The organism is Vibrio cidicii (assembly GCF_009665415.1).
GTDB lineage: Bacteria > Pseudomonadota > Gammaproteobacteria > Enterobacterales > Vibrionaceae > Vibrio > Vibrio cidicii.
Genome location: NZ_CP035922.1, coordinates 1,147,090 through 1,171,828, shown reverse-complemented (window position 1 = coordinate 1,171,828; position 24,739 = coordinate 1,147,090). Strand labels below are relative to the sequence as shown.

General features: G+C 50.5%; 16 protein-coding genes. 6 read left to right on the top strand and 10 right to left on the bottom strand.

The window, feature by feature from the left end; all coding sequences use genetic code 11:
• Nucleotides 1-110: 110 nt before the first annotated feature.
• The 4 genes from EWA64_RS20715 to EWA64_RS20700 all read right to left on the bottom strand — a co-directional run bounded on the left by EWA64_RS20715 (nucleotide 111) and on the right by EWA64_RS20700 (nucleotide 6,919).
• Nucleotides 111-866 carry a helix-turn-helix domain-containing protein gene (locus EWA64_RS20715; protein WP_061894365.1) on the bottom strand — a complete coding sequence of 252 codons (756 nt, stop codon included), beginning with the start codon at nucleotides 864-866 and terminating at the stop codon, nucleotides 111-113.
• Between the two features lie 114 nt (nucleotides 867-980).
• Nucleotides 981-3,824: an FAD-binding and (Fe-S)-binding domain-containing protein gene (locus EWA64_RS20710; RefSeq protein WP_082796655.1), complete on the bottom strand. Its 2,844-nt coding sequence runs from the start codon at nucleotides 3,822-3,824 to the stop codon at nucleotides 981-983.
• A gap of 95 nt (nucleotides 3,825-3,919) precedes the next feature.
• Complete coding sequence (gene lldD, locus EWA64_RS20705; protein WP_061894367.1) at nucleotides 3,920-5,059, bottom strand: FMN-dependent L-lactate dehydrogenase LldD; 1,140 nt, start codon at nucleotides 5,057-5,059, stop codon at nucleotides 3,920-3,922.
• A gap of 165 nt (nucleotides 5,060-5,224) precedes the next feature.
• Nucleotides 5,225-6,919, bottom strand: a complete 1,695-nt coding sequence (locus EWA64_RS20700; RefSeq protein ID WP_061894368.1) for an L-lactate permease — start codon at nucleotides 6,917-6,919, stop codon at nucleotides 5,225-5,227.
• A 172-nt stretch (nucleotides 6,920-7,091) separates the two neighbouring features.
• Here EWA64_RS20700 and EWA64_RS20695 point away from each other — a divergent pair, with 172 nt between their 5' ends.
• Nucleotides 7,092-7,991 (top strand): LysR family transcriptional regulator, encoded by a 900-nt coding sequence (locus EWA64_RS20695; protein WP_061894369.1) that lies wholly within the window; start codon nucleotides 7,092-7,094, stop codon nucleotides 7,989-7,991.
• Between the two features lie 160 nt (nucleotides 7,992-8,151).
• The gene (locus EWA64_RS20690) at nucleotides 8,152-10,197 is read left to right on the top strand and encodes a prolyl oligopeptidase family serine peptidase (protein ID WP_061894370.1); all 2,046 of its coding nucleotides are present in this window, start codon (nucleotides 8,152-8,154) and stop codon (nucleotides 10,195-10,197) included.
• A 212-nt stretch (nucleotides 10,198-10,409) separates the two neighbouring features.
• Here the strand turns inward: EWA64_RS20690 and EWA64_RS20685 are convergent, their stop codons facing one another.
• Both EWA64_RS20685 and EWA64_RS20680 read right to left on the bottom strand, forming a co-directional pair.
• On the bottom strand, nucleotides 10,410-12,041 hold the full coding sequence (locus EWA64_RS20685) for an ABC transporter ATP-binding protein (RefSeq protein WP_061894371.1): 1,632 nt from the start codon (nucleotides 12,039-12,041) through the stop codon (nucleotides 10,410-10,412).
• A gap of 14 nt (nucleotides 12,042-12,055) precedes the next feature.
• Nucleotides 12,056-12,550 carry a hypothetical protein gene (locus tag EWA64_RS20680; RefSeq protein WP_061894372.1) on the bottom strand — a complete coding sequence of 165 codons (495 nt, stop codon included), beginning with the start codon at nucleotides 12,548-12,550 and terminating at the stop codon, nucleotides 12,056-12,058.
• A 274-nt stretch (nucleotides 12,551-12,824) separates the two neighbouring features.
• On the opposite strand from EWA64_RS20680, the gene EWA64_RS20675 reads away from it, so the two are divergent.
• Nucleotides 12,825-15,185, top strand: coding sequence for a Lon protease family protein (locus EWA64_RS20675; protein ID WP_061894373.1), 2,361 nt, complete (start codon nucleotides 12,825-12,827; stop codon nucleotides 15,183-15,185).
• Nucleotides 15,186-15,415: 230 nt separating this feature from the next.
• Here the strand turns inward: EWA64_RS20675 and EWA64_RS20670 are convergent, their stop codons facing one another.
• A complete protein-coding gene (locus EWA64_RS20670) occupies nucleotides 15,416-16,162 on the bottom strand; it encodes a flagellar brake protein (protein WP_061894374.1) in 747 nt (248 codons plus the stop codon).
• A 176-nt stretch (nucleotides 16,163-16,338) separates the two neighbouring features.
• Between EWA64_RS20670 and EWA64_RS20665 the strand changes: the two genes are divergently transcribed.
• Nucleotides 16,339-16,614, top strand: coding sequence for a GNAT family N-acetyltransferase (locus EWA64_RS20665; protein ID WP_039428082.1), 276 nt, complete (start codon nucleotides 16,339-16,341; stop codon nucleotides 16,612-16,614).
• A gap of 47 nt (nucleotides 16,615-16,661) precedes the next feature.
• Here EWA64_RS20665 and EWA64_RS20660 read toward each other — a convergent pair whose 3' ends face one another.
• Complete coding sequence (locus tag EWA64_RS20660) at nucleotides 16,662-17,162, bottom strand: GNAT family N-acetyltransferase (RefSeq protein ID WP_039442645.1); 501 nt, start codon at nucleotides 17,160-17,162, stop codon at nucleotides 16,662-16,664.
• A 290-nt stretch (nucleotides 17,163-17,452) separates the two neighbouring features.
• Here EWA64_RS20660 and EWA64_RS20655 point away from each other — a divergent pair, with 290 nt between their 5' ends.
• Nucleotides 17,453-20,716 carry a S41 family peptidase gene (locus EWA64_RS20655; protein ID WP_061894375.1) on the top strand — a complete coding sequence of 1,088 codons (3,264 nt, stop codon included), beginning with the start codon at nucleotides 17,453-17,455 and terminating at the stop codon, nucleotides 20,714-20,716.
• Between the two features lie 197 nt (nucleotides 20,717-20,913).
• Nucleotides 20,914-22,095 (top strand): MFS transporter, encoded by a 1,182-nt coding sequence (locus EWA64_RS20650; protein ID WP_061894376.1) that lies wholly within the window; start codon nucleotides 20,914-20,916, stop codon nucleotides 22,093-22,095.
• Nucleotides 22,096-22,114: 19 nt separating this feature from the next.
• Here the strand turns inward: EWA64_RS20650 and fdhD are convergent, their stop codons facing one another.
• Entirely contained in the window at nucleotides 22,115-22,993 is an 879-nt protein-coding gene (gene fdhD / locus EWA64_RS20645; protein ID WP_061894377.1) for a formate dehydrogenase accessory sulfurtransferase FdhD, read from the bottom strand.
• A gap of 14 nt (nucleotides 22,994-23,007) precedes the next feature.
• Nucleotides 23,008-23,910, bottom strand: a complete 903-nt coding sequence (locus EWA64_RS20640; protein ID WP_061894378.1) for a LysR family transcriptional regulator — start codon at nucleotides 23,908-23,910, stop codon at nucleotides 23,008-23,010.
• Between the last annotated feature and the right edge of the window lie 829 nt (nucleotides 23,911-24,739).

Genomic DNA, 24,739 nt, shown 5'->3' with positions numbered 1-24,739 from the left:
GTGCGTAGTTTTACTACGTTCCAATGGCTGGCAGAGTGCCGCAAATCCCTTTTAGGCGCGAGAATAGCGATAAAAGTAACGTATATTGTTACTCGAGATCTAATCTGATGTTACTTTTTACACTGGCTCGCGTTTGCTTCTCGCTCGGCGAACAGCGGGAACGTCCAGCGGCGAATCGCGAGCACCAAGGATGTCCCGTGACGATCTTTGATATCCAGTTCATTGTCACTTTGGCAGGTGGCGTAGAATTCGCCGACCAGTTTTTGCATCTTCTGCTGCATTTTCTGGTTGCTGGGCAGCGACATCAGCCCTGTTGCCATCACCAGTTTTTCATCCTCTGCGGCAAAATAGCTGTTGAAAAAGGCGTGTTGCACTTGCTGCTGGAAAAACGATTGAATCGGGCCACCGGCAATCCAAGTGAACTGCTTTGCGACTTTCAATTTGAAGCGGTTGTTGGGTTGCAGTTCAATGATGCCGAGACGATCGAGTTGCACGCACTTTTGTATCAGATCCGGTTCATTAAACTGATACTGTTCGGCGATCTGTTTGAAGGTGTAGCCATTCACGACGCAAACCGCCACCAGTAGCAGTGCTTTGTCGTCAATCAGTTCTTTCTCCTGCTGATAATTGAGCGCGGTTAGCCCCTGTTTTTGTGCATAGGCGAGCTTAAACAACTCACTCATCTCTAGGTCGATAAGCTGGCATATGCGTTCCAAACGTTCCAAGCTGATGTTGTTGCCTTCCGCAAGCAAGCGTTTTACCGAGCCTTCACTAAGATCTAAGGCGGTGGCGATGTCGGCATAGTGCACACCACGTAATTTCAGTTGGGTTTTCAGTTCAGCGATCAGTTGCTGCGATTCGGTCATGGCCTTTGTTCCATCTGATTTGCTCAGTTTCCAGTTCGGCCTAGTATGCCCACCTCAATATGAAATTGCGAACAACAAAAAATGGCCCTGCTTAGGGCCAAGGGGGAAACAACGTTAGCCTCTCGGGGAAGAGACTTCGTCGACCAAATACAAAATGGATTGATAGGGTATTCCGCTGTGATGCGACAGGCCAATTTCACAGGTGCGACTGTTACTAAAACCGCGAGTGCAATCGCTTGGTACTTGCGCTTTGAGCGGATGAACCGCGGCGGCGTTCAATTCTGGCGTAGTAAACCCTTTGTCGCCAGCCCAGCCGCAACACTGAATATGCTCAGGCACGATCACTTGACTGGTGCAGGCTTTGGCCAGTGCCAACATGTCGTTTTCCAGCCCCATGCGGCGTGAACTGCACGTGACGTGCAACATGACGGTTTCATTAAGCGGCTTAATGTGCAGATGCTCCAGCAGATACTTGCGCACAAAACCGGTAGGCTCAAGCACTTCCAGCGGCTTGCTAAACTGCTCAATGCTGCGTTTGGCACAAGGGCTGGTATCCATAAGCACCGCATATTTACCTTGACGAGTGGCCTGCCACAGCACCTCTTCCAACTGTTTCGCTTTACTTTCAGCCAGTTCGCTCATGCCTTTGCTGTCGTAAGGCATGCCACAGCACTGATCATTCAGGCTCGATGGAATTATCACATCGTAGCCCGCTTTCTCTAATAGTGACAATGTCACCTCCGTCAGCGGGCGTTGATCTGTCGCGCTGCTCTGCTGGCCCATGTTACGGCTGGCACAAGAGGGCATGTAGACCACTTTCTTTTCGTCTGAGCGCTGCGCCAGTGGGACTTTACCTAGGTCATGCGTATTGGCCTGCGGATATTCTGCATACCAGATAGGCGTTGCTCCTTTGGAAAGCGATCGCAATCCGTTGGTCAGTTTGCCGACCGTTCCAGCGCCAAGCGTTTTAGTGGCGATCTGGTTGGCTTTGAGGCCAGCGCGTGTTAGGGCGGCGGTGGCGGAAAAATGGTCCGCAGTCCATTTGGCAATCGGGGTAAACTTCTGATATTTAGCCGTGCGAAGTTTTTTCACCAAATCGCCAGTATTAATGCCAACTGGGCAGCGATCGGCACACAAACCAGTTGCGGCGCAGGTATCAATACCTTGATATTCAAACACTTTCTCCAACTCGCTGGCTTCAACCTTTTCACCTGCACGCTCTCTGCGCTGTAATTCTCGATAGAGCACGATGCGTTGACGAGGCGAAAGCGTGAGCGTACGCGATGGGCAAACGGGCTCGCAAAAGCCGCATTCAATGCAGCGATCCACCAAGGGATCAGCGGCTGGCATGGGTTTGAGGTTTTCGATGTGGGAATGTGGATTGTCGTTGATAATCACCCCGGGATTGAGCAGGCCCTGCGGATCGAACAGCGCTTTGATCTGCTGCATCAACTGGTAGCCCTCACGGCCCCACTCTAGTTCAACATAGGGGGCCATGTTACGCCCTGTACCATGTTCTGCTTTGAGCGAGCCTTGATATTTGACCGCAACGAGCTCAGCGACGTCATCCATAAACTTGCCGTAGCGATCAATTTCTTTTTGACTATCAAAACCTTGAGTGAAAACGAAGTGCAAGTTGCCTTCGAGCGCGTGGCCGAAAATGATCGCTTCACTGTATTGGTAACGATCAAACAAGGTTTGTAAGTCACGCACACCGTTAGCTAAGTTTTCCACGGGAAAAGCAACGTCTTCGATAATTACCGTGGTGCCGACTTCGCGTACCGCGCCGACCGCTGGAAACATCCCTTTGCGGATCCCCCACAGTGTCGCAACGGTCGCAGCATCGCTGGTGAACGGCACAGATTCAATGATGGTGTACTCTGCTAATGCATCCATCACAGATTTACATTGTAAATCTAACGTTGTTTGGCAGCTTGCATGAGACTCAACCAAAATGGCCGCGGCTTCGAGATCCAACGATTGAATAAAGCTCGGCATACCGGCTTTGTCTGCAACAGAGCGCAGTGCGCGTCCATCCATCAGTTCCACGGCGGCCACGGGCAACTTGGACAACGTGGTCACGGCGCGACACGCTTCTTCGATGGTCGCAAAGACCAACAACGTGGAGGCTTTATTGGGGTGCTCAATGACGGTGTTATAGGTGATCTCGGCAATAAAGCCTAAGGTGCCTTCTGAACCAATCATCAAGTGTTCAATCACTTCAATCGGATCTTGGTAATCCACCAGGGCATTAAGAGCGTAACCTGTGGTATTTTTAAGACGATATTTGTGCTTAATTTTATTCGATAATTCTTTATTATCAGTGACTTGTTGGCAAAGTGCTTCAATGCCGGAGACGAGCGAAGCGTGGCTTTGCTTAAACGCAGCGATGCTGGCGTGATCTGCGGTGTTCAGTATGGTGCCGTCACTAAAAACGATCTTCATACTATCCACGGTGCGGTAAGAGTTTTGCGCGGTGCCGCAGCACATGCCACTGGCATTATTGGCCGCAATGCCGCCGATTTTGCAGGTATTGATCGAGGCTGGATCTGGGCCGATCTTGCGTTGGAAAGGTGCAAGGTATTTGTTGGCATCTGCGCCGATCACGCCGGGTTGCAGAGTGATCTTATGGCCATTGTCGATAATTTCATGCCCGCGCCAGTCGTCGGTCAGTGTGATCAGTACTGAGTCGGACACCGCTTGCCCGGAAAGGCTGGTACCAGCGGCGCGAAAGGTGCAGTGCACGCCCAGTTTGTGGCAACTTTGAATGGCGAATATCACTTCGTCGAGATCTTTGAGGCGCAGTACAATCTTGGGGATCAAACGATAAAAACTGGCATCGGTACCGTAGGCTAAGCGTTTGGCCTCTTGGGTAATGATCCGCTCTTGCTCGATGCGTGTTGCAAACAGTGTTTCAAGTTGTTGGTAAGTGGCGTTGGAAAGAGTGTTGGCCATCATTGCTTCCTTTTTCAGTGCAGCCGATGTGTTTTTATGCTTGAAATGGCTGCGGTGCTGGGCTCACGTTTTCCAGCACCGTGTTTTTTATCAATCGCTTAAGGCATTTTTACCAGAGAATCGCGCGAAAGATCGCCAATGGTTTTTGCCCCTGTGAGCGCCATCGCAACGCGCATCTCTTTAGCATAGAGATCCAGCAAGTTCTCTACTCCAGCGCCACCTTGCGCCGCCAGTGCGTAAACAAACGAGCGACCAAGCAACGTGCAATCAGCACCAAGCGCCAGCATACGCACCACATCTAGGCCGGTGCGAATGCCCGAATCGACGAAGATTTTCAGGTCGCCTTTGACGGCATCGGCAATCCCCGGTAGTGCTTTGGCGGTCGATAAGACACCGTCCAGCTGGCGGCCACCATGGTTCGATACCACAATGCCGTCAGCGCCAAAGCGAACCGCGTCTTTGGCGTCTTCTTGGTCTAAGATGCCTTTAATCACCATCGGCCCGTCCCAGAAGTCACGGATCCACTCGAGATCTTGCCACGAGATGGAAGGATCGAAGTTCGCCCCCAGCCAGCCGATGTAATCTTCCAGCTTGGTTGGCGTGCCGCGATAGGTGGAAATGTTGCCCAGATCGTGCGGTTTACCCAGCAAACCGACGTCCAGCGCCCAGCTTGGATGCAGCATCGACTGAAACACGCGACGCATCGCCGCATTTGGGCCGCTCATGCCAGAGTGCATGTCGCGGTAACGCGCGCCCGGTACCGGCATATCAACCGTGAACACCAGCGTGGTCACGCCTGCTGCTTTGGCGCGTTCAAGCACGTTTTTCATAAAACCGCGATCTTTGAGCACGTAAAGCTGAAACCACATGGGGCGCTGAATGGCGGGTGCGACTTCTTCAATCGGGCAGACGGAAACGGTCGACATGGTAAACGGAATGCCTTTCTTCTCCGCCGCTTTCGCCGCTTGCACTTCGCCGCGCCGCGCGTACATGCCGGTTAAACCGACAGGGGCAAGCGCGATAGGCATCGCCAATTTTTCACCAAAAATTTCTGTTTCTAAGCTGAGATCAGCCATGTCACGCAGCACGCGTTGGCGCAGCGCAACGTCGCCGAGGTCATCAGTGTTGCGTTTGAGCGTGCGCTCGTCATAAGAGCCGCCATCAATGTAATGAAAAAGAAACGGAGGCAATTTGGCTTTTGCCGCAGCGCGGTAATCGGTAGAAGCGGAAATAATCATATTGGGTTCCTAGCTGTCAATCTAAGGGCGCGATTTGAGCGTGTTACACTGCTCAATCCGCTTTCACTGACTGCGCGACAAGTCGCAGTCGACATCTGAAAGTGAGCTTGCCAAGCATGCGCGCCGAATCGATGTGGCGCGCGATGCCGTGCAGTGACATAGTGGTTATGGGATCATCAGGGCGTCGGTCAGTTGCAAACCATAGATCAAGACCAAACCTATGATGCCTGTCATCACAAGATAGTAGAACGTGGGAATAATGGTCTTGCGTAGCGTCGCACCTTCACGCCCAAGCAGCCCGACAGTCGCAGACGCGGCGACCACGTTGTGAATCGCGATCATATTGCCTGCGGCAGCGCCCACCGCTTGCAGCGCCACCACAATCGCACTGGAAATGGTCAGGGTTTGCGCCACTTCAAACTGGAACTGGCTGAACATCATGTTAGAGACGGTGTTGGAGCCGGCGATAAACGCGCCCAGTGCGCCGACGGTGGCACTCAGTGCCGGAAACGCCGAGCCCACTAGGTCCGCAGCGAAGTTCGCGGTAGTGACGGGCATACTGGCCAAATCCGCGGCGTTAACCCCAGAGTTAATAAAGATACGCACCATAGGGATAGTGAAGACCAGAACAAAGCCAGCACCAAGCAAGGTTTTGCTTGATTCACCAAACGCTTTCGCCATCGGCTTGACACTGCCCGATTGGATAAGCACGGCCAACAGCGCGACGAAGACTAAGATCCCACCCGGCAGATAGAGTGGCTGAAACGCGGTAGTGATGCCTGTTTCACCGAGAATATTGCCAGACGCAATGCTGATGCCAGTGAGCAGCGCTTTGAAATCGGGACTGACACGGCTAGCGACTAGAATTACCGCCAGTAGCACGTAAGGTGTCCACGCTTTGGCCAAACTCATCGGCTTGCCTTTGACCTCTTCAAGGTCGATTTTCAGTGAACCCAACCACTCCGTTGGCCATTTTTCTTCCGCTTCAAAATCCCATTGGCTTTTGGGGACTAAAAAGCCTTTTTTCGCCGCGGTTACCACAATGGCTAGGCCAAGCAAACCACCAATCAGAGACGGAAACTCTGGGCCAAGGAACACTCCAGTTAGTGCGTAAGGCACGGTAAATGCCAAGCCAGCAAACAGGGCGAAAGGCAGAATGTCCAAGCCTTCGCTCCAACTGCGATTCTTGCCAAAAAAGCGGGTCAGCATCATCGCCATCAGCACTGGTATCACAGTGCCAACGGCGGCGTGAATAAGCGCGACGCTTGAAGTGATTTGCTGTAAGTAAATATCCCAGCTTGAACCGTGGGCGAGCAGGCTTTCACTGATGTTGTGAGTATCGAGACCTTTGTTGACGCCGACGATGATCGGCGTACCGACTGCGCCAAAAGAGACGGGCGTCGATTGGATCATCATCCCCATCAGCACCGCTGCTAATGCAGGGAAGCCTATCGCTACCAGTAGCGGCGCTGCGATTGCCGCTGGTGTACCAAAACCAGATGCGCCTTCAATGAAAGAGCCAAAACACCAAGCGATGATGATGGCCTGGACGCGACGGTCAGCGGAGATGTCGGTAAAGCCGTTACGTATGGTGGTGATGGCGCCCGTATGTTTTAGGGTGTTAAGTAGGAAAATGGCGCCAAACACGATCCACAGTACTGACACTGTGATGCCAAGCCCTTGTAGGATAGACGCCAGCACGCGTGTGCCGGACATATCCCAGAAGAATAGGGCAATGACAACGGTCAGGCCAAAGGCGACGGGCATGGCTTTTTTAGCAGGCCAGTTAAGGCCAACAAGTAGGATGGCGGCGACGACAATCGGCGAAAAGGCCACCAAGGCAAGTATGGTTTCACTCATGGGTACTTCCTCGTACTCTGACTTTCCAATCTCAGGCGAGTTCGGCTGAAATATTGAAAATCCTTTATTGTTTTTGTAATGGGGTTGTTAATTTGTGGTGAATTTACCCCTTTCTTTTTTATTGATATAGGGAAATAATGAAATTCATTATTTCCAAAAATCACATAATAAGATGCGTGCAGATGACCTAATTTTGTTTTGCCAAGTGGTAGAACAGGGCAATTTTAGTAAGGTGGCGGAAGAAAATGGCCTTACAAATTCAGTAGTTAGTAAAAGAATTGCCAGATTGGAAGAGGAGATAGGCGTGCAGCTATTGTATCGAACCACGCGAAAGTTGACGTTAACCGAAGCAGGCAAGGCGTTGTTACACAGTGCTAAAAATGTGAAGCAAGCCACGATGGAAGCGATGGACGCGATTTCCGGTTTCGGCGAAAACGTCAGCGGCCACATCAAAATGTCGGTGCCGACCATCTCGGGCGATCTGATTTTAGCCGACGCGGTGGCTGAGTTTTGCAACCTGCATCCGGGGCTAACCGTTGATATGTCGCTGGACAACCGCTTTGTTGACTTAATCGCTGGAGGATACGATCTGGTGATCCGCACTGGCTATTTGGAAGATTCCAGCCTGATCGCGCGTCACATTCTCGACTCACAGTGGGTGGTGTGCGCCTCACCCTCGTACATCGCCAAGCATGGTAAACCGATCAAACCGGATGATTTGACCAACCACAACTGTCTGCAATACGCCTATCAAACCACGGGCGCGTCAGATTGGGAGTTTAAAGGCAACAAAGGTAACTACATTGTCAAAGTCTCTGGCTGCTTTTCTACCGACAACGCCACCGCACTGCGCAAAGCGGCGCTCGGTGGCCACGGTATCGCTTATGTGCCACGTTGTTTGGTCTACCACGATTTTCGCAACGGCCAGCTGGTGGATATTTTTCCAGAGCAAGTGGGTAAAAAGCTTGGCATCTACGCCGTCTATCCATTTACGCGTCAACCACCGAACAAAGTTCGCCTGTTAATTGAACACATTCGCGCGCGCTATCTCACCATCTCGCACTATTTCTGAACTGCGATCTATTCAGCATTTCGATGATTGTTGCCAATTTAACCTTGAAAAAGCCGCCTCTCACCCCGAACTAAGGGGTGAAAATTATTCTTATTAGCAAGGAATAGTCGATGGCTGGCGATTCCTTTCATTCCAAGCATAGAAAGACCACAGGGACGTTATGCAATATATAAACACACGAAAACAAGAACTTATCGAACACTATTTTGGCCATCCTGTCGCCGATCCTTATCGCTGGTTGGAAGATGATCGCAGCGAGGAAACCGCGCAATGGGTGGATGGACAAAATGCCGTGACCTTCGATTACTTAGCGAAAATCCCATTTCGCAATGCGCTGCGTGAACGAATCGCGGCCAGCCAAAATTACGCCAAGTACTCTCAACCGTTCGTGCGCGGCGAGTATACCTATTTCTATAAAAACGATGGCCTGCAAAACCAAAGCGTGTTGTATCGCAGCAAAGGCGATCAGGATGAAGCGCAGGTATTTCTCGACCCCAATGGCTTTTCACCCGATGGCACCACTTCGTTAGATCAGGTCTATTTTTCTAAAGATGATTCGCTGGTGGCGTACACCATTTCCGAAGGGGGCAGTGACTGGCGCAAGATCTTTGTGCTCAACACTCAAACTGGTGAGCAGATTGAACCAGAAATTGTCGATGTGAAATTTACCGGCGTGGCGTGGCTCGGTAGCCAAGGTTTCTACTATTCTCGCTATGACAAACCGCGAGGCAGTGAGCTCTCGGCGCGCACTGAGCAGCACAAGCTCTATTATCATCAGCTCGGCACCCCGCAATCAGAAGATGTGTTGGTATTCGGTGAAAATGAGGGCGAAGTGCATCGCTATGTCTATGCTCAAACGACAGATGATGATCGCTATTTGCTGATTAGCGGCCATGAGTCGACCTCAGGTAACCGACTGTTTTATGTCGATCTGCACAGCGAGGAGCGCCAAGTCTTCACGCTGCTGGAGCATGTTGACTCGGACACCGAGCTGCTCGACGCAACCGACAGCCACTTTATCCTCTACACCAATTTGCATGCCCCTAACGGCAAAGTGGTCAGCGTGGATATTGCCAGCGGCGAGTGGCGCGATGTGATCGCCGAGCAAGAGCAGCCCTTAGAGGTGGTAGCCGCGGGTGGCTATCTGTTTGCCACTTACATGGTCGATGTGCTGTCGAAAGTGGTGCAGTACAGCTACCAAGGCGAGCTGATCCGAGAAATTCAGTTACCCGGACAAGGCAGCGCGAGCGGTTTGGAAGGGAAAAAGTCGCAAACAACGCTCTACTATACCTTCACCAACTACGTGACGCCGCCGACCATTTTTGCCTTGGATGTACACAGTGGCGAGTCGGTGGTGTATCGCGAATCGAGCGCGCCATTTAAGCGTGAAGATTTTATCTCTGAGCAGGTGTTTTACCCCTCAAAAGATGGCACCTTGATCCCGATGATCATCTCTTACAAAAAAGGCATTCAGCTCAACGGCAAAAACCCGACCATCCTTTATGGCTACGGTGGTTTTGATGTCAGCCTCACGCCTGCCTTTTCCGGCATGGTTTCAAGCTGGCTTGAGCTGGGCGGCGTGTACGCGGTAGCCAACTTACGTGGCGGCGGTGAATATGGTAAAGCATGGCACAACGCCGGCACGCAAATGCAAAAGCAGAACGTGTTTGATGACTTCATCGCGGCGGCCGAGTACTTGATTGAACAGCAGTACACAGACAGTGCGCATTTAGCGATTCGCGGCGGATCCAATGGTGGCTTGTTGGTCGGCGCGTGTATGACGCAGAGGCCCGAACTGTTTAAGGTCGCGCTGCCTGCGGTGGGAGTTTTGGATATGTTGCGCTATCACACCTTTACCTCTGGTGAAGGTTGGAAATATGACTACGGTACCTCGGCGCAAAGTGAAGAGATGTTCCAGTATTTGTTGGGCTACTCTCCGGTACACAACGTCAAAGCAGGCGTTGCTTACCCTGCCACTTTAGTCACCACCGCCGATCACGATGATCGTGTTGTACCTGCCCACTCCTACAAGTTTATCGCCCAGCTACAGCAAAAGCAGGCGGGGGAGAATCCTGTTCTGATCCGTATTGATGTCAATGCGGGACATGGTGCGGGAATGCCAATGAGTAAGATGATCGATCTGTCGGCAGACTTGTATGCCTTTACTCTGTTCAACATGGGGATCCGTGAGCTCAGCCCAGCTTAAGCCCGCGATAAAGTGAAAATGCCGCGACAGTGTCGCGGCATTTTTGTCAGCGTCTGTTAAGCCTGAGACAACTGACGGGTCGGCGGCCATGCCGAAGGTAGCTATACCTACTTTTTAATACTTCTGTTTTTTGCTTGTTGTAATGATGACTGACGTTGTTATTTAATCTGCTGGTTTGGATAGTAATGTGTAATTGCGACAAACAGATGACGCTAGGCCACTTCCTCCACGTTGAGTTGGCTATCGAGATCAAATGAGGCGCTGATCAGCTTCTTGGTGTAATCGCTTTGTGGATGATGGAAAATCGTCTCGGCGCTTCCTTGTTCCATCACTTCGCCTTTTTGCATCACCAACACGCGATCTGAAAGCGCTTTAACCACCGACAGATCGTGGCTGATAAACAGATAACCGATATTGTGTTTTTGCTGCAAATCTTTGAGTAGATCAATCACGGTTAACTGCACCGAGCGATCGAGCGCTGAGGTCGGTTCATCGAGCAAAATAAGCGACGGCTCAAGGATCAAGGCGCGGGCAATGGCGATGCGCTGACGCTGACCACCAGAGAACTCATGCGGGTAGCGGTTAATCGCATTTGGCTCTAAGCGCACTTCTTTGAGCGCTTCACGGGCTCGTTGCATTCGTTCGGCTTTGCTCATTTGGGGGCGATGTACGGTGAGCGCTTCGGTGATTATCTCGCCGACCGTCATGCGTGGTGATAACGATCCGTAGGGATCTTGAAACACCATTTGCATCTCTTTCTTCAGCTCAAAACGTTGCTTGGCACTGATCTGATTGAGATCGTTACCTTGAAATTCAATGTGCCCAGTGCAAGGCAGTAGGCCAATCAAAGCGCGGCCTAAGGTCGATTTTCCCGAACCGGACTCGCCAACAATCCCCAAGGTTTCACCGCGTTTGAGTTGCAGCGAAATGCCTTTGACTGCCTCAAAATATTCACAGCGGCTAGGGATGAAGTGAGGTTTGGTGAGAAACTGCACTCGAATATCGTCTGCTTTGAGTAGCATGGGCGCTTGCTCATCCACCGCGATTTTGCTGCCTTTCGGGATAGCGTTGATCAGCATCTTGGTGTAATCGTGTTGCGGATTGTCAAACAGCGTCGCCGTTTCACCTTGTTCCACCACTTCGCCTTTGCACATCACTAGTACGCGGTCCGCAAAGTGTTTCACTACGCCAAGATCGTGGGTGATGAACAATATCGCCATGCCCATTTTGGCTTGGATCTCTTTGATCAGTTGCAGCACTTCCGCTTGTACCGTCACATCCAGTGCTGTGGTGGGTTCATCGGCGATCAGAATATCGGGCTCGTTGATCAGCGCCATGGCGATCATAATGCGTTGCAACTGACCACCCGAAAATTCGTGAGGGAACTTGCTATAGGCTTGCTGTGGATTCGGCAAATGCACCAGATGAAACAGCTCCAGCACTCTCGCTTTGGCTTGCTTGGGCGAAACGGCGCGATGGCACATGATCGCTTCGGCGACTTGAATGCCGACGCGCAAATAGGGGTTGAGCGAAGTCATCGGCTCTTGGAAAATCATACCGATACGATCACCGCGAATGGTGCGCATCTCTTTTTCGCTTTTTTCTAAGATCGATTGACCTTCAAAAACAATCGAAGAGTCTGGATGGATAATGGCGTTGTTAGGCAACAGCTTCATTAAGGCGCTGGAAGAGACCGATTTTCCGGAACCAGATTCGCCGACAATCGACAGCGTTTCTCCTGCGCGGAGCTGGAAAGTGACGTTTTTTACTGCATCCACGATACCGTCATTGGTGGTAAAGCTGACGGAGAGATTCTCTACCGTGAGAATGGTTTGCGATGACATTGAAATTCCTTGTCTTAATTGAGCACTCTGGCCACTTGAGCAGCCCCTGAGTAATGATGGAGCGCCGAAAACTGAGCATGCGCATGGCTGACGTGTTCCAACTCCAGCATCCAGTGCGCGTTGCGTTGGGCGCGGCAGAAAGCCGTCATGTAAGAAAGCAGCGCGTCGGTATGTTGCACCAGAGTGGAGCGTAAACGGTCGATTAACTCGCCCGATTCCAAAGCAAGGAACTGAAACAACGCATAGGTTTGATTGAGAGTGCTGAAAGCATCGTGATGCAACCCCATACGGTTATAAATTTCAGATTGAGCGATGCTGGCGTCCCGCAGCCCGCTGAGCAGGCAGGCAAACTGGCAGGGCTTGAGTGAACAGGCCTCGGTTGCAGATTGAATATGCATAGGCAGATGTGAAAGCACATCGTTAAACAAATGGTGCGCTTCCGGCCAGTGGCCTTGTTCCATCAGCTCTTGCGCTTTGAGGTAGCGCATCCAACATTGTTCCACATCCACTGTCTCAATCCTCGGCAAAATAATTTTCATAAGTTTAAATGAAAATTATTATCAAATGCAAGTGAGTATCAAAAGCATAAGCTAGTGAGCCAAGTTGGTGGAAATATCGCCAGTTGTGCGGGGCTGTAGGTTAAGTCACTAAAAATCCTATTAAATCCAACTAGACTTGATGTACTGTGATGCTAGATACGCCCAACCATCTCGACAGAACGCTCAATGACCACATTGTTCGGGCTTAGGGTAACAAGACAACAACAAGAACAAGGAGGCAGGTATGGCGATTCAAAGACTTACCGCAGACCAACTTTACTCTGTGGCTGAATTAGAACAACTGCCATGTAAGTCAACCAAAGAGTTGACGCCGATCGATGAGATTGTCGGACAAGAACGCGCGCAAAAAGCGGTCGAGTTTGCTATGTCGATCAAGGAGAAAGGCTACAACATTTACGCCATCGGCCAGAACGGTTTGGGGAAACGCACCATGATTCTGCGCTACCTCAATCGTCATCCTCACGATGCCAGCGCGCTGTACGACTGGTGCTATGTGGCGAATTTTGAAGATATCCGCACGCCGAAAGTGCTTAAACTTCCTCAAGGTGTCGGGGTACGTTTCCGTAACGATATCGAGAAGCTGATGACCAAGCTGGTCAATGCGATGCCGTTGGCGTTTGACAATGAAATGTATTTCAGCCGCGCCGACAAACTGAAAAATCAGTTGGCGCAAAAGCAAGAAGCGGAGCTGGAACGCATCTCCAAAGATGCGAAAGAGAAAGGCATCAGCCTTACGATTACCACGCAGGGCGATTATCAGTTTGTCGCGATGAATGGCGAAGAGCTGCATACCGAAGAAACTTTTGATGTGCTGAGTCGTAAAGAGCAAGAGAGCTTTGGCGCTAGCATTGATGAACTGGAAATCAGTTTACGTTCCATGGTGCGTCAGCTCACCGAGTGGGAAGAAGCCTACACCGAAAAGATCAAAAAGCTCAATGATGATGTAACGCGGGATGTGATCACCCACTTTATCAAGCAGCTCAAACTCGACTATTCACAGTATCCGGAGATCAAAACCTATCTCACCGAGTTGCAAAAAGACATTATCGAGAATGCCGACATCTTTTTGGAAGAGAGCGGTGAGCAAGGGGAAATCGCCTCGGCGGCGCTGGATAAAAAGTTGCCACGTCGTTACAAAGTGAATGTGCTGGTCAGCCGCAAAACCGACGAGTTTCCGATAGTAGTGGAAGAGACACCTAACTATCACACTCTGTTTGGCTCGATTGAAACCGCGACTTTTAAAGGCACGGTGTTTACCGATTTTTCGCTGATTCGCGCAGGCAGTTTGCACAAAGCTAACGGCGGCGTGCTGTTGATGGATGCACAAAAAGTGCTCGAACAGCCTTACGTTTGGGATGGTCTAAAACGAGCGCTGCGCTCACGCCAACTCAGTTTTACGTCACTGGAAAAAGAGGTCACGCTGACTGGCGCGGTATCGCTCGATCCAGAGCCTATTCCACTGGATATTAAGATCATTTTGTTTGGTGACTATCGCACTTACCAACTGCTGCAACACTATGATCCTGAGTTTAGCGAACTGTTTCGTGTCACCGCCGACTTCGAAGACGAGATGAAACGCACCGCGGAATCTGAGCTTCAGTACGCGCGTTTTATCTCTAGCGTGGTGCATGACAACAACATGCTGCATTGCGATAAAAAAGCCATTGCGCGCATCATCGAGCACAGTTCGCGTATCGTCGCTGATCAGGGCAAGCTTTCCCTGCATTCGGCGCACATCGCCAATCTGCTACGTGAGTCGAACTACGTGGCGAAGCAGTCCAATTCTAACATGATCCGCATCGGTCATGTGGAGGAGGCGCTGAGCAATCAAGAGATGCGTGTGAGCCGCTTAAAAGACATGGTGATGGAAGGCTTTATCAACGGCACCACCTTGATCCGTACCGAGGGGAAAGCGGTCGGTCAGGTCAACGCGTTGTCTGTGATCAGCACCGGTGATCATGCATTTGGCGCACCCAACCGCATTACGGCCACCACGTGTTACGGTGATGGCGAAGTGATTGACATTGAGCGCAGTGTCGATCTTGGCGGCAGTATTCACTCTAAAGGGGTGATGATCCTCTCTGCCTATCTGTCGTCGGTGTTCGGTCGCAATGCGCGTGTGCCGTTAACCACCACGATCACCTTTGAACAATCATATGGTGGTGTGGATGGTGACAGTGCCAGTATGGCGGAGTTGTGCGCGGTGGCATCGGCCTTTTCTAAACAGCCAAACCGTCAGGATATTGCGATCACCGGCTCAATGAACCAGTTTGGTGAATCACAGCCGATTGGCGGCGTGAACGAGAAGATCGAAGGTTTCTTTGATGTGTGTGTGATCAAAGGACGTCATCCGCAGCAAGGCGTGATCATCCCGCGCTCTAACGTGCACAATTTGATGCTGCGCCCGGACATTGTCCGCGCAGTAGAAAAAGGGGAGTTTCACATTTGGGCGATTGAGCACGTCACCGAAGCGATTGAAATCTTCACTGGCAAACGGGCTGGTGAGCCGACTGACGACGGCAGCTACCCGATCGATACTATCTTTGGTATCGCCCAAGCGAAGCTTAACGCATTGCGCAAATAAGTCTTTCAAGGGTCACAAAGTGGCCCTTTACTGTGTCTTCTCTGGCCTGTTCGCCACGTGCATTACATGGTCGATCAATTGACGTGTATTTCAGAAGAGGTGGTGCCTGATTCCGCTGAGCTTTCACATCTAGCTGAAAAACAGAAAGAGCAGTTAAGCTTCTTCCGTCTGTAAAATCCACGTGTTGTAAAATACAAAACCGCCACAAATATGGGCGGTTTTTTTATCATCTAGCTTCTTAGCTTCAGTTTGGTACCATCGAAAGTGAGGTGGCTGAGCAGGCTCTTGGCGTTGACTTTGCCGTAGTCATCAAATTCCACTCCGTAGCGTGCGTAGTGGGTCGAGCGTTGCAAATTGCACACTTTGCCTTTAAGCGGGGCGAGCGTCACGCCGCCATTTTTGCCTAAGACAATATCGAGCGACACTTCTTCGCCCACTTGGAAAGTGCGGCTCATCGGCGTAGTAATAAATCGGCAGCCACCACGGGAGAGATCGCGTATTTCGCAATCCACGCCAACCTCGCCCAAATAGGCTTTCGCGCTAAGGTTTACTTCATAGCGGATCTCTTTGCGCAGCTGCGACACCTGCATGGTGCTCGGCACACTCAGTACCAGCAGCGGGAATGGGTCGCCCAAGCGGTAGGAAATTTGGCTGCGAAACTGAATGATCGCCCCTTCACCGCGATGCGACAGCGCTTTGATATTGATCCAAAAACCTGCTTGAAAATAAAAGCGCAGATCTTCATCCGAGATCTGTGGCACCTCGATCAAGATCGCATTGTTCGAATGCGAACCAATGAACTTACTTGTGGTTAAAAACTTGATGCCGACAGGTGTCGTGACGTTCAGCGTCATCTCACTGCCATGCTCAATCATCGCCAGTGCGTCCGTACTGTTTAAAGTGGATACCTTGTGCGCTTGATTGCTCTGTTGTACCGACGGACTACGTCCTTGAATTCTCGCCATAGATAACGTCATTTATTGTAGTGATTCCTGATAGAGCAGCCCGAGAGATTTGGCACAGTTGTGTCACTGCCATCTCGCATACACTAAGCGTATGCCCCAAATGGTATTCGCGCATATTTCGATTGGGAATTTTATTCAGGGGGATTAACATGTTCAATGATAAATACCTGAAATTTTGGAGGAATAGTGTGAATAACGTCACTCATGATGAGAAAAGTCAACGTTACAGCGTGCATTTGGAAGGAGAGTACTATGCCACGCTCGCTTATCAACTGGTCGACGGGGTGATGCACATTACCTCAACTAAGGTACCAGAGGCCCTGCAAGGGAAGGGATACGGTAAAGTATTGATGGAAGCGGTACTGCCTGAAATTGAGCGAGCTGGCTACAAAGTGGTGCCTATTTGCAGCTATGTGAAGCATTATTTACAGCGCAATCCGCGCTGGCAGAGCTTGGCCGCCTGACAAAAACAGGGCCAGCGCGGCTGGCCTTGATAACCTATGCTTGCGTCTTAACTAGCACGCTGGCGAATGCGCCCCATGATGTAAGTATTGATGAACTGGCCATCGCGAAATGACGCATCCACCGCTTCTCCCTCAATCACAAAGCCATGTTTCTTATACAGGGCGATGGCTCTTTCGTTATCGCTGTTGACTTCAATCTGAATACGGTGAACGTTAAGCCAGTTGTCTGCCAGCTCAGTCACCGTTTCGATCAACCTGCTGCCAATCCCCAAACCGTGGTAATCGTCATGCACGCCAATGCCAAATGAGGCTGTGTGCGCGGTGCGCGGGCGTTGAGAATGGTGAAAGCCGATATTGCCGACCACCTTGCCATCGACAACCGCAACATAGCTATACACTCCGGCGGGAATATTCGATAAGCGCTCTTTCCACATTGCTACTGACGGCTTTGGGAGTTGCAGGGTTTCACGTTGCGCTTTCGGTTGTGAATAGAGTTCCACCAGTGCTTGCGCGTCATCAACGCACGTCGGACGAACGATAATTTCCATGCTTTTCTCCTTGTTTGTTGTTTTTTAACCAATCTAACTAGAAAAAATCATAAAAACCAGATTTTTTGTTAATAAATTGAGTGAGTTGATTTCAGAAAAAACTAAGGAAAATCGCCGAGGTTTGCGGAGATTTCAGTAGAGTTATTGGAGGCTTGGCTGACAAGTGAGCAGTTGCACCATTTTTTGTGGCCATTTTTTTGTTCAGAAAGATTTTGTTCTGTAATAGGATGCCGTGTCACTGTTGAATAAACAGGTCACATTAAATAACTAAAAAGTAATAAGGAAAACTGATGCAATTGCGACGTTTTACTCCTAGCTCCGTGGTGTTGGCGATGACTCTCGCTTGCCCAATGATGAGCGTTGCTCAGGAAAGTGTTGTTCCAAAGACCGAAATGCCATCCCCAACTTGGATGCGCGATATTGCCTTGTCGCCAGATGGCCGACATATCGCTTTTACCTATGCCGGACAGATTTGGTTGGTGCCTTCGCAAGGGGGCGATGCACAGCCGCTGACCTCGGCTGACAGCTACAGCGAGCACCCAGTTTGGTCGCCAGACAGTCAGTCGATCGCGTTCACTGCTGACCGCTTTGGCCCGGGTGACGTGTTCATCACTTCGCTGCGCGGTGGCGAAGCGAAGCGTTTAACTTACCACTTCAGTAAAGATGTGCCTTACGCTTTCAGCGCCGATGGCAAACAGGTGTATTTCAGCTCAGCGCGTTTGGGCGATGCCGATGCCAGTGTGAACAATGGCTTTGCCGGCACCGCGTCTGCGCATCTGTATGCGGTGAATGCAGAGGGTGGGCGAGAAAAGTTAATGCTGTCGAATCCGCTCAGCAGTTTATCCATCAATGGGCAAAATGGTCAGTATCTGTATACTGATCTGCCATCCCCGATGGAACAGCAATGGCGTAAACGCGATGTCTCTGATGCAGCGCGCGACATCTGGCGCTTTGATCCACAGACAGGCAAGCATAGCCGTATCACGCACTACCGTGGTGAAGATCGCGATGCCGTTTGGTCTGCCGATGGGCAGTCGCTCTACTATTTGTCGGAGCGCTCAGGCAGCTTCAACATTTGGCAAAAAGGGTTGAATGAAGCGGATAATCCAGTGCAAATCACTCAGCACGAGTTTTTGCCTGTGCGTTTTCTTTCAACCAGTCAACAAGGCGATCTCGCCTACGGTTTTGACGGACAAATTTGGCTAAAAGCGGCGAGTGAATTCGCCGCTAAGCCAGTTGAGGTCAATATCCGTCAGGTGTTTCTCGGGCAAGGCAAACACTTCGTTAATCTCAATTATGAAGCGACAGAAATCGCGGTTTCGCCGGTGGCGCCTGAAGTGGCGATAGTGGCCCGTGGTGATGTTTACACGGTATCGCTGCTGTCGGGGGCAACCAAACGCATCACCAAAACCCCGCAAGCGGAGCGAAATGTCTCTTTCTCAGCTGACGGTTTGTCGCTGGTGTACGCTTCCGAACGCCATGGCAACTGGGATATCTTCCACAGCTATGTGAATGATACGGGCAAGAGCTTTTCCACTTCACTGGATGTGCGAGAAGAGCAATTGTCGGATGAGCCTGTTGATCAAACTCAGCCACTCTACTCGCCTGATGGCAAAAAGCTGGCGTACCGTGAAAACAGCAACACGCTTAAAGTTTACAATCTGGAAGAAGATAAACACTATGTGTTACTCAATGATACCCAGCTCTATTCCTACCATGACCAAGATCTAAGCTACGCATGGTCGCCAGATAGCCAATACTTGGTGACGCGTAACCGTGCGGTTTACAACGCCGATATCGTACTGCTCAAAGCCGACGGCAGCGAAGCGCCAGTGCAGATCACCAACAGCGGTTTTGTTGAGGGTGAGCCGAAATTTAGCGCAGATGGACAGATGGTCTACTGGTTAACCGACAGAAACAGCCTGCGTGATATCGACGATTGGGCAGTACAGTCGGATGTCTACGTTACGGTGCTCAACCAAAAGGCCGATTACGAGCTGAAGAAAAGTAAAGAGCAGAAGTGGCTTGATCGAGAAATCGCGCTCGACAGGGGCGAAGAGGGCGAGCAAGCCATGCCGATGGAGACACAGGTTGAACCGCGTGGACTCAAGCATCGTACTTACCGCATCACGCCGTACTCAATGTCGCCACGCTTTACCTACCTCTCGCGTGATAACAAAGCGCTGTTGGTGGCAAACCAAGTTGGCGACAGCGTCGAGTTCACCAAAATCATGACTGAGGACAGCAGCACTGAAGTGTTGTTTACCCGAGCTGCGGAAGAGGTGAGAGCGATCGAAATGGAGCCAGACAGTGAGACACTGGTGCTGATTGGCGATCACGGCATTGAAGAACTCCATTTGCCCAGTGGCGAATCCAACTATGTCGACTACCAAGCCGAGGCCAATTACGACTTTAGCGCAGAAGTAGCGTACATTTTTGACCATGCTTGGCGTTTAACCGCAAGCAAGTTTTACGATAAAGGTCTGCATGGTGTGGATTGGGCTGCTTACGGCGAAGCGTATCGCAAGCATTTGGCTGGAATTCGCACCTACAAAGATTTCGCCGAACTGCTGAGTGAGATGTCGGGTGAGCTCAATGCCTCACACACTGGCGCGTTCTTCTTAGACGGCAAACCTGGTTGGCCAGAACAAGCTTCATTAGGTCTTTTCTATGATGACAACTATCGAGGAAAAGGGGTGCGTGTTAAGGCTGTGCTGCCTGCGGGTCCAGCTGATACCTATCAGACCATCATCAAACCGGGCAGCATTATTTACTCGGTAGATGGCCAAGAGATCACACCAGAAATGAACATTTATCCGCTACTGGACGGCAAAGTCGGCAAAATGGTGCGTCTGAATGTGTTGAGCCCGGGCGAAAAAGAGCCGCAAGAGACCCAATTGGTGGCGATTGATCTGGGCCGCGAAGCGGAACTGGCGTATGAGCGTTGGGTTGATGAGCGCAAAGCGCTGACGGAGCAGTGGTCTGAGGGGCGCTTGGGCTATGTACATGTGCCAGAGATGGGACCGATCTCTTACGAAAGCTTGATCAATGAGTTGTTTGGCGAATACAACGACAAAGAAGGTGTGATTGTCGATATTCGCTACAACATGGGCGGCAATTTGCACGACCAGCTCATGGAAGTGCTCTCCGGTACGCGCCACAGCGCCCAAGTCACTCGTGATGGCTATCAGTTGTCGACTTTCCCTGAGCGTCGCTGGGCGAAACCGAGTGTCATGTTGGCCAATGCGGCGAGCTATTCTGATGGCTCGATTGTGCCCTATTTTTACAAGCGTGAAGGCATTGGCCAACTGGTTGGTGAGCGTGTGCCGGGTACGGGCACGGCGGTGTTATGGGAGCCTCAGCAAGAGTCTCGACTCGTTTACGGTGTGCCTCAACTTGGTTTTAAAGACGACCAAGGGCAGTGGTTTGAAAACCAAGAGGTGATTCCGGATGTGCTGGTTTACAACTCGCCGGAAGACATAGCCAAAAATCACGACAGACAACTGAAAGTGGCGGTTGAAACCCTACTCGCAGATTTGGATAAAGCGAAGTAGCAGAGCTTCTATTCCTCACTGTTCGACGTCGATTGAGCCCCCCGAAGATTGTCCATCTCGGGGGCTTTTTTTATCCTTTTCTTCCCACAGACACCTTTTGTAACAATTATTTCACCTTTGGATGCCAGCAGAGTATGATGACCACTGTTCTGAATCAGCCGCGCTGGGCTTATTCACGTCAAAACTAGGGACAGATCATGACCGCAAACCGCCAAGGTTGGAAAACACCGCAAAACTTCTTACTGCTCGTTTCTATTATCGTACCCATCGCCTTCTCAACTTGGATGGCGCTTCTCAATAACTTCGTTATAGAAAAAGCCAACTTTGATGGTGCAGACATTGGTTTACTGCAAAGTGTGCGCGAAATACCCGGTTTTCTCGCCTTCACCGTGGTATTTGTCTTACTGTTTGTTCGCGAACAGCGTTTCATGTTGATTTCACTGGCGATGCTCACGCTCGGCACGGCGATCACTGGGCTGTTTCCTTCCCTGTTTGGTTTGCTGCTGACTACGTTATTGATGTCGACCGGCTTTCACTACTTTGAAACCCTCAAGCAGTCGCTCTCCTTACAGTGGCTGAGTAAAGCAGAAGCGCCGGAAATGTTGGGTAAATATGTCTCAGTGGGCGCACTGGCTTCGCTGGTTACTTACGGCTCCATTTGGTTAATGTTGGAGCAACTGAAATTCGATTTTCGCACCGTATACTTAGTCGCTGGTGGGGTGGGTTTGGTGTTGGTGCTGGTGATGGTGTTTGCTTTTCCAGAGTTTAAAACCGAGGTGCCGCAAAATAAAAAGCTGGTGCTCCGCAAGCGTTACTGGCTCTACTACGCCCTCACTTTTATGAGTGGTGCACGTCGGCAGATCTTTACCGTGTTTGCGGGCTTTTTGATGGTGGAAAAATTTGGCTACTCAGCGGCAGATATTACGCTGCTGTTTTTGGTCAACTATCTGTTCAACTTTTTGTTTGCCAAACGGATTGGCCGTTTTATCGGTGTGGTGGGCGAGCGCAAGGCGCTGATGTTTGAGTACGTTGGGCTGATTTTTGTCTTCGTCGGTTACGGTTTAGTCAAAAGTGCAGAGTGGGCCGCTGCGCTGTATGTGGTTGACCACCTCTTTTTTGCGCTGGCGCTGGCGATCAAAACCTACTTCCAGAAGATTGCTGATCCCGCAGACATGGCCTCAACCGCAGGCGTTGCTTTCACCATCAATCACATCGCGGCGGTGGTGATTCCGGTGACCTTTGGTATGATCTGGCTGGTTTCGCCTTCCAGCGTGTTCTACATTGGCGCGCTAATGGCCGGGATGAGTTTGCTACTTTCGCTCAATATTCCGGCCAAACCTGAGGAAGGGAACGAAACGCGCGTCTTGCGCTGGAGCTAACTTTCTTTCAACGCTGGGCTTATTGGTCGTTAAGATAACAATGTTGCTTTCGCGGCTGATGGTCTTGAATTGGCGCCGGGCTGTAGAGCCTCGGCGCGCTGTTTTTGGGCAGATGGACAAGGTTCAAATGATGGCGACGAGCCCATTGCACCGTCAGTGAAGTCGGTGCCGAGAGCGTCACTAATGTGGCGATTCTGGCGCGCACCGCTTTGTGGATCAGCTCCAAACTGCAGCGACTGGTCATCACCACAAAGCCTTGTTCTGGATTGACGTTTGCTCGCACCATCGCGCCTATCAGTTTATCCAAGGCATTGTGACGACCAATATCCTCGCGGCACAGTGCCAGTTCACCGACGTCAGTGACATACAGCGCCGCGTGCAATGCGCCGCTGTGTTGAGCTAACACTTGCGCTTGCTGAATGCGCTCACGTAGCCCAGCAAACAAATCTGGCTTAGGCGGCGCAACCTCTGGTAGCGCCTCCAGCGATGGCAAAGCTTGCTCAAGCGCTTCAACCCCACAAATGCCACAGCCGCTGGTTCCGGCTAACTGGCGACGCTGGCTTTTCAACGCCCAAAATGCGCGATTGGCGATCTCAACCGCCGCATGCAGTGAATCTTGGCCAACGCTTAACTGTACATCGTGAATTTCACGAGCTGAGTGCACCACGCCGCTGCTGAGGCTAAACCCGGTAACGAAATCTTCGATGTTGCCCGGTGTCACCATCATCACTGCGTAGCTGATGCCATTAAAACTGATGGAGAGCGCCGTTTCACTCGCCAGCGCTTTACTGCCTTGAGTGCGCCCAGTATTCATCTCTACATATTGATAACGATCTGGTTTGTGTGCAGCGAAGTTGGCTTCACTCAGTTGCGTCAGAGGTGTGATGGTGCAGGTCATGATTCTTTCTCTCTTTATGCCGTGGTGAGCGAGTCAGCGGCAAATATCGTCTGTGCTTTGGCAAAGCATCGTTCAGCCAGGACCGAACGCGGTTCACTGCTACGAATCAGTAGGCCAATCCGCGAGTGTACCTTGGCTTTGGAGATCGGGATCATCCGCAGATGCTCATTCATGGCTTCCATGCCACCATTAAGTGGCATAATGGTGCAACATAGCCCGGCGTTGACCGCTTGCAGCAACTGAAATGTCGAGTCACTCTCTAACTGAATGTGTGGTTCAATTGCGTGACTGTGAAAACTAAGGTCAATCGAGCGGCGGTAATGCATCCCCTGAGTAAGCAAGCCAAGCGGGATCTTATCGAGACTCTCCCAACCCATTTCGCTCTCGCCGAAGGAAAAATAGCGGCTATCGTGCAGCAGCCCCATACGGGTAGGTTGAAGTTCAAACACCTCAAATTGGCGCGTATCGAGTTGATCGAGATAGCAAAGACCGAGATCAAGCTGGTTGCGGTTTAACGCGTCAACCACTTGTTCCGAGGTCATTGAAAAGAGCTGATAGCGCAGATCTGGGTAGTGTTGGGTGAGTGGCTTGAGCAATGTCATAGGGTCAAGGCTGGCTAGAGGGACCATGCCAAAACGCAGATTCCCGACCAGCTGTCCGCGGCAGTTGGCAGCTTCTGCTTGCAAACCGTCGTGCGCGGCGAGCACACTGCGCGCCCAAGCGAGAATGCGCTCGCCTGCATCGGTAAATCCTTCGAAGCGCTGGCCACGGTTAATCAAAGTGAGTTGCAACTCCTCTTCTAAATTGCGAATGCGCATCGAAAGAGTTGGCTGGGTAATGTGGCACATCGCTGCGGCTTGCCCAAAATGCTGGGTTTCGTCGAGAGCAATGAGGTATTTCAATTGCTTAATATCCATAGTGCTTTCCTAAGCAGCCAAGCGTAGAGAGGTTGCAGGCGTTAAAATGGCCTGACTTGAGTCGTTTTGCTCAATATTGACGATCAGCGCTTCGGATTGCAATCGGTGAGTACGCATCGCTTATTGAAAACGCCATATCTTTTTACTCAAGGTGCACGATAGAAAAAATGTCGTGAATTGAACCGGGGTCGCGTAATGACAGTGGTTGGAGCTGGTTAATAAATAAGCGTTGATAGTCGTGATGACGTTTTCATGGAATACAGTTATCTACCAGTGAAATAAATATGTCGCTCCGAGTGACACAACTATTTTAATTTATTTCTCGAATATATCAGTTTGCTACTTTTTAGGAAATTACAGAGAAAGTTAAATTTCTATAAGACATTTAATCTTCATTTTAATAATAACTTTCAATGTCAAAAAATAGCTATTTACAGAAATGTTTCTGAGCTTTAAATACGCTTTTACTTCGTGCTGATTTTCACTTTCTTTGATTGTGGTCAAGAATAAAGTTGAAAATGACCCAGATCAAATTGATTGTTTTTATCAATTGATAGGTGGGCTCTATCAAGATTGAAATGTGGACTTGCCTGGCAACCATGGCCATCAACGCTTTGTTTTTAAGAGAGCAATAGCGAGACAAGTGATGAAAATGCAAACTTTGTATTTAATTATCCTGATAGTTCCTATCAATTAAAATTAAATCAATCAATTTGACTAACGTAGAAATAGGGATTAACCTCTATCTAAAATAAAAATCGCCCAAATAATTTGTGGCATTGAATAATCAGTCAGTGAACTTTACCTCCTCAACGTTATTTCACCGAAA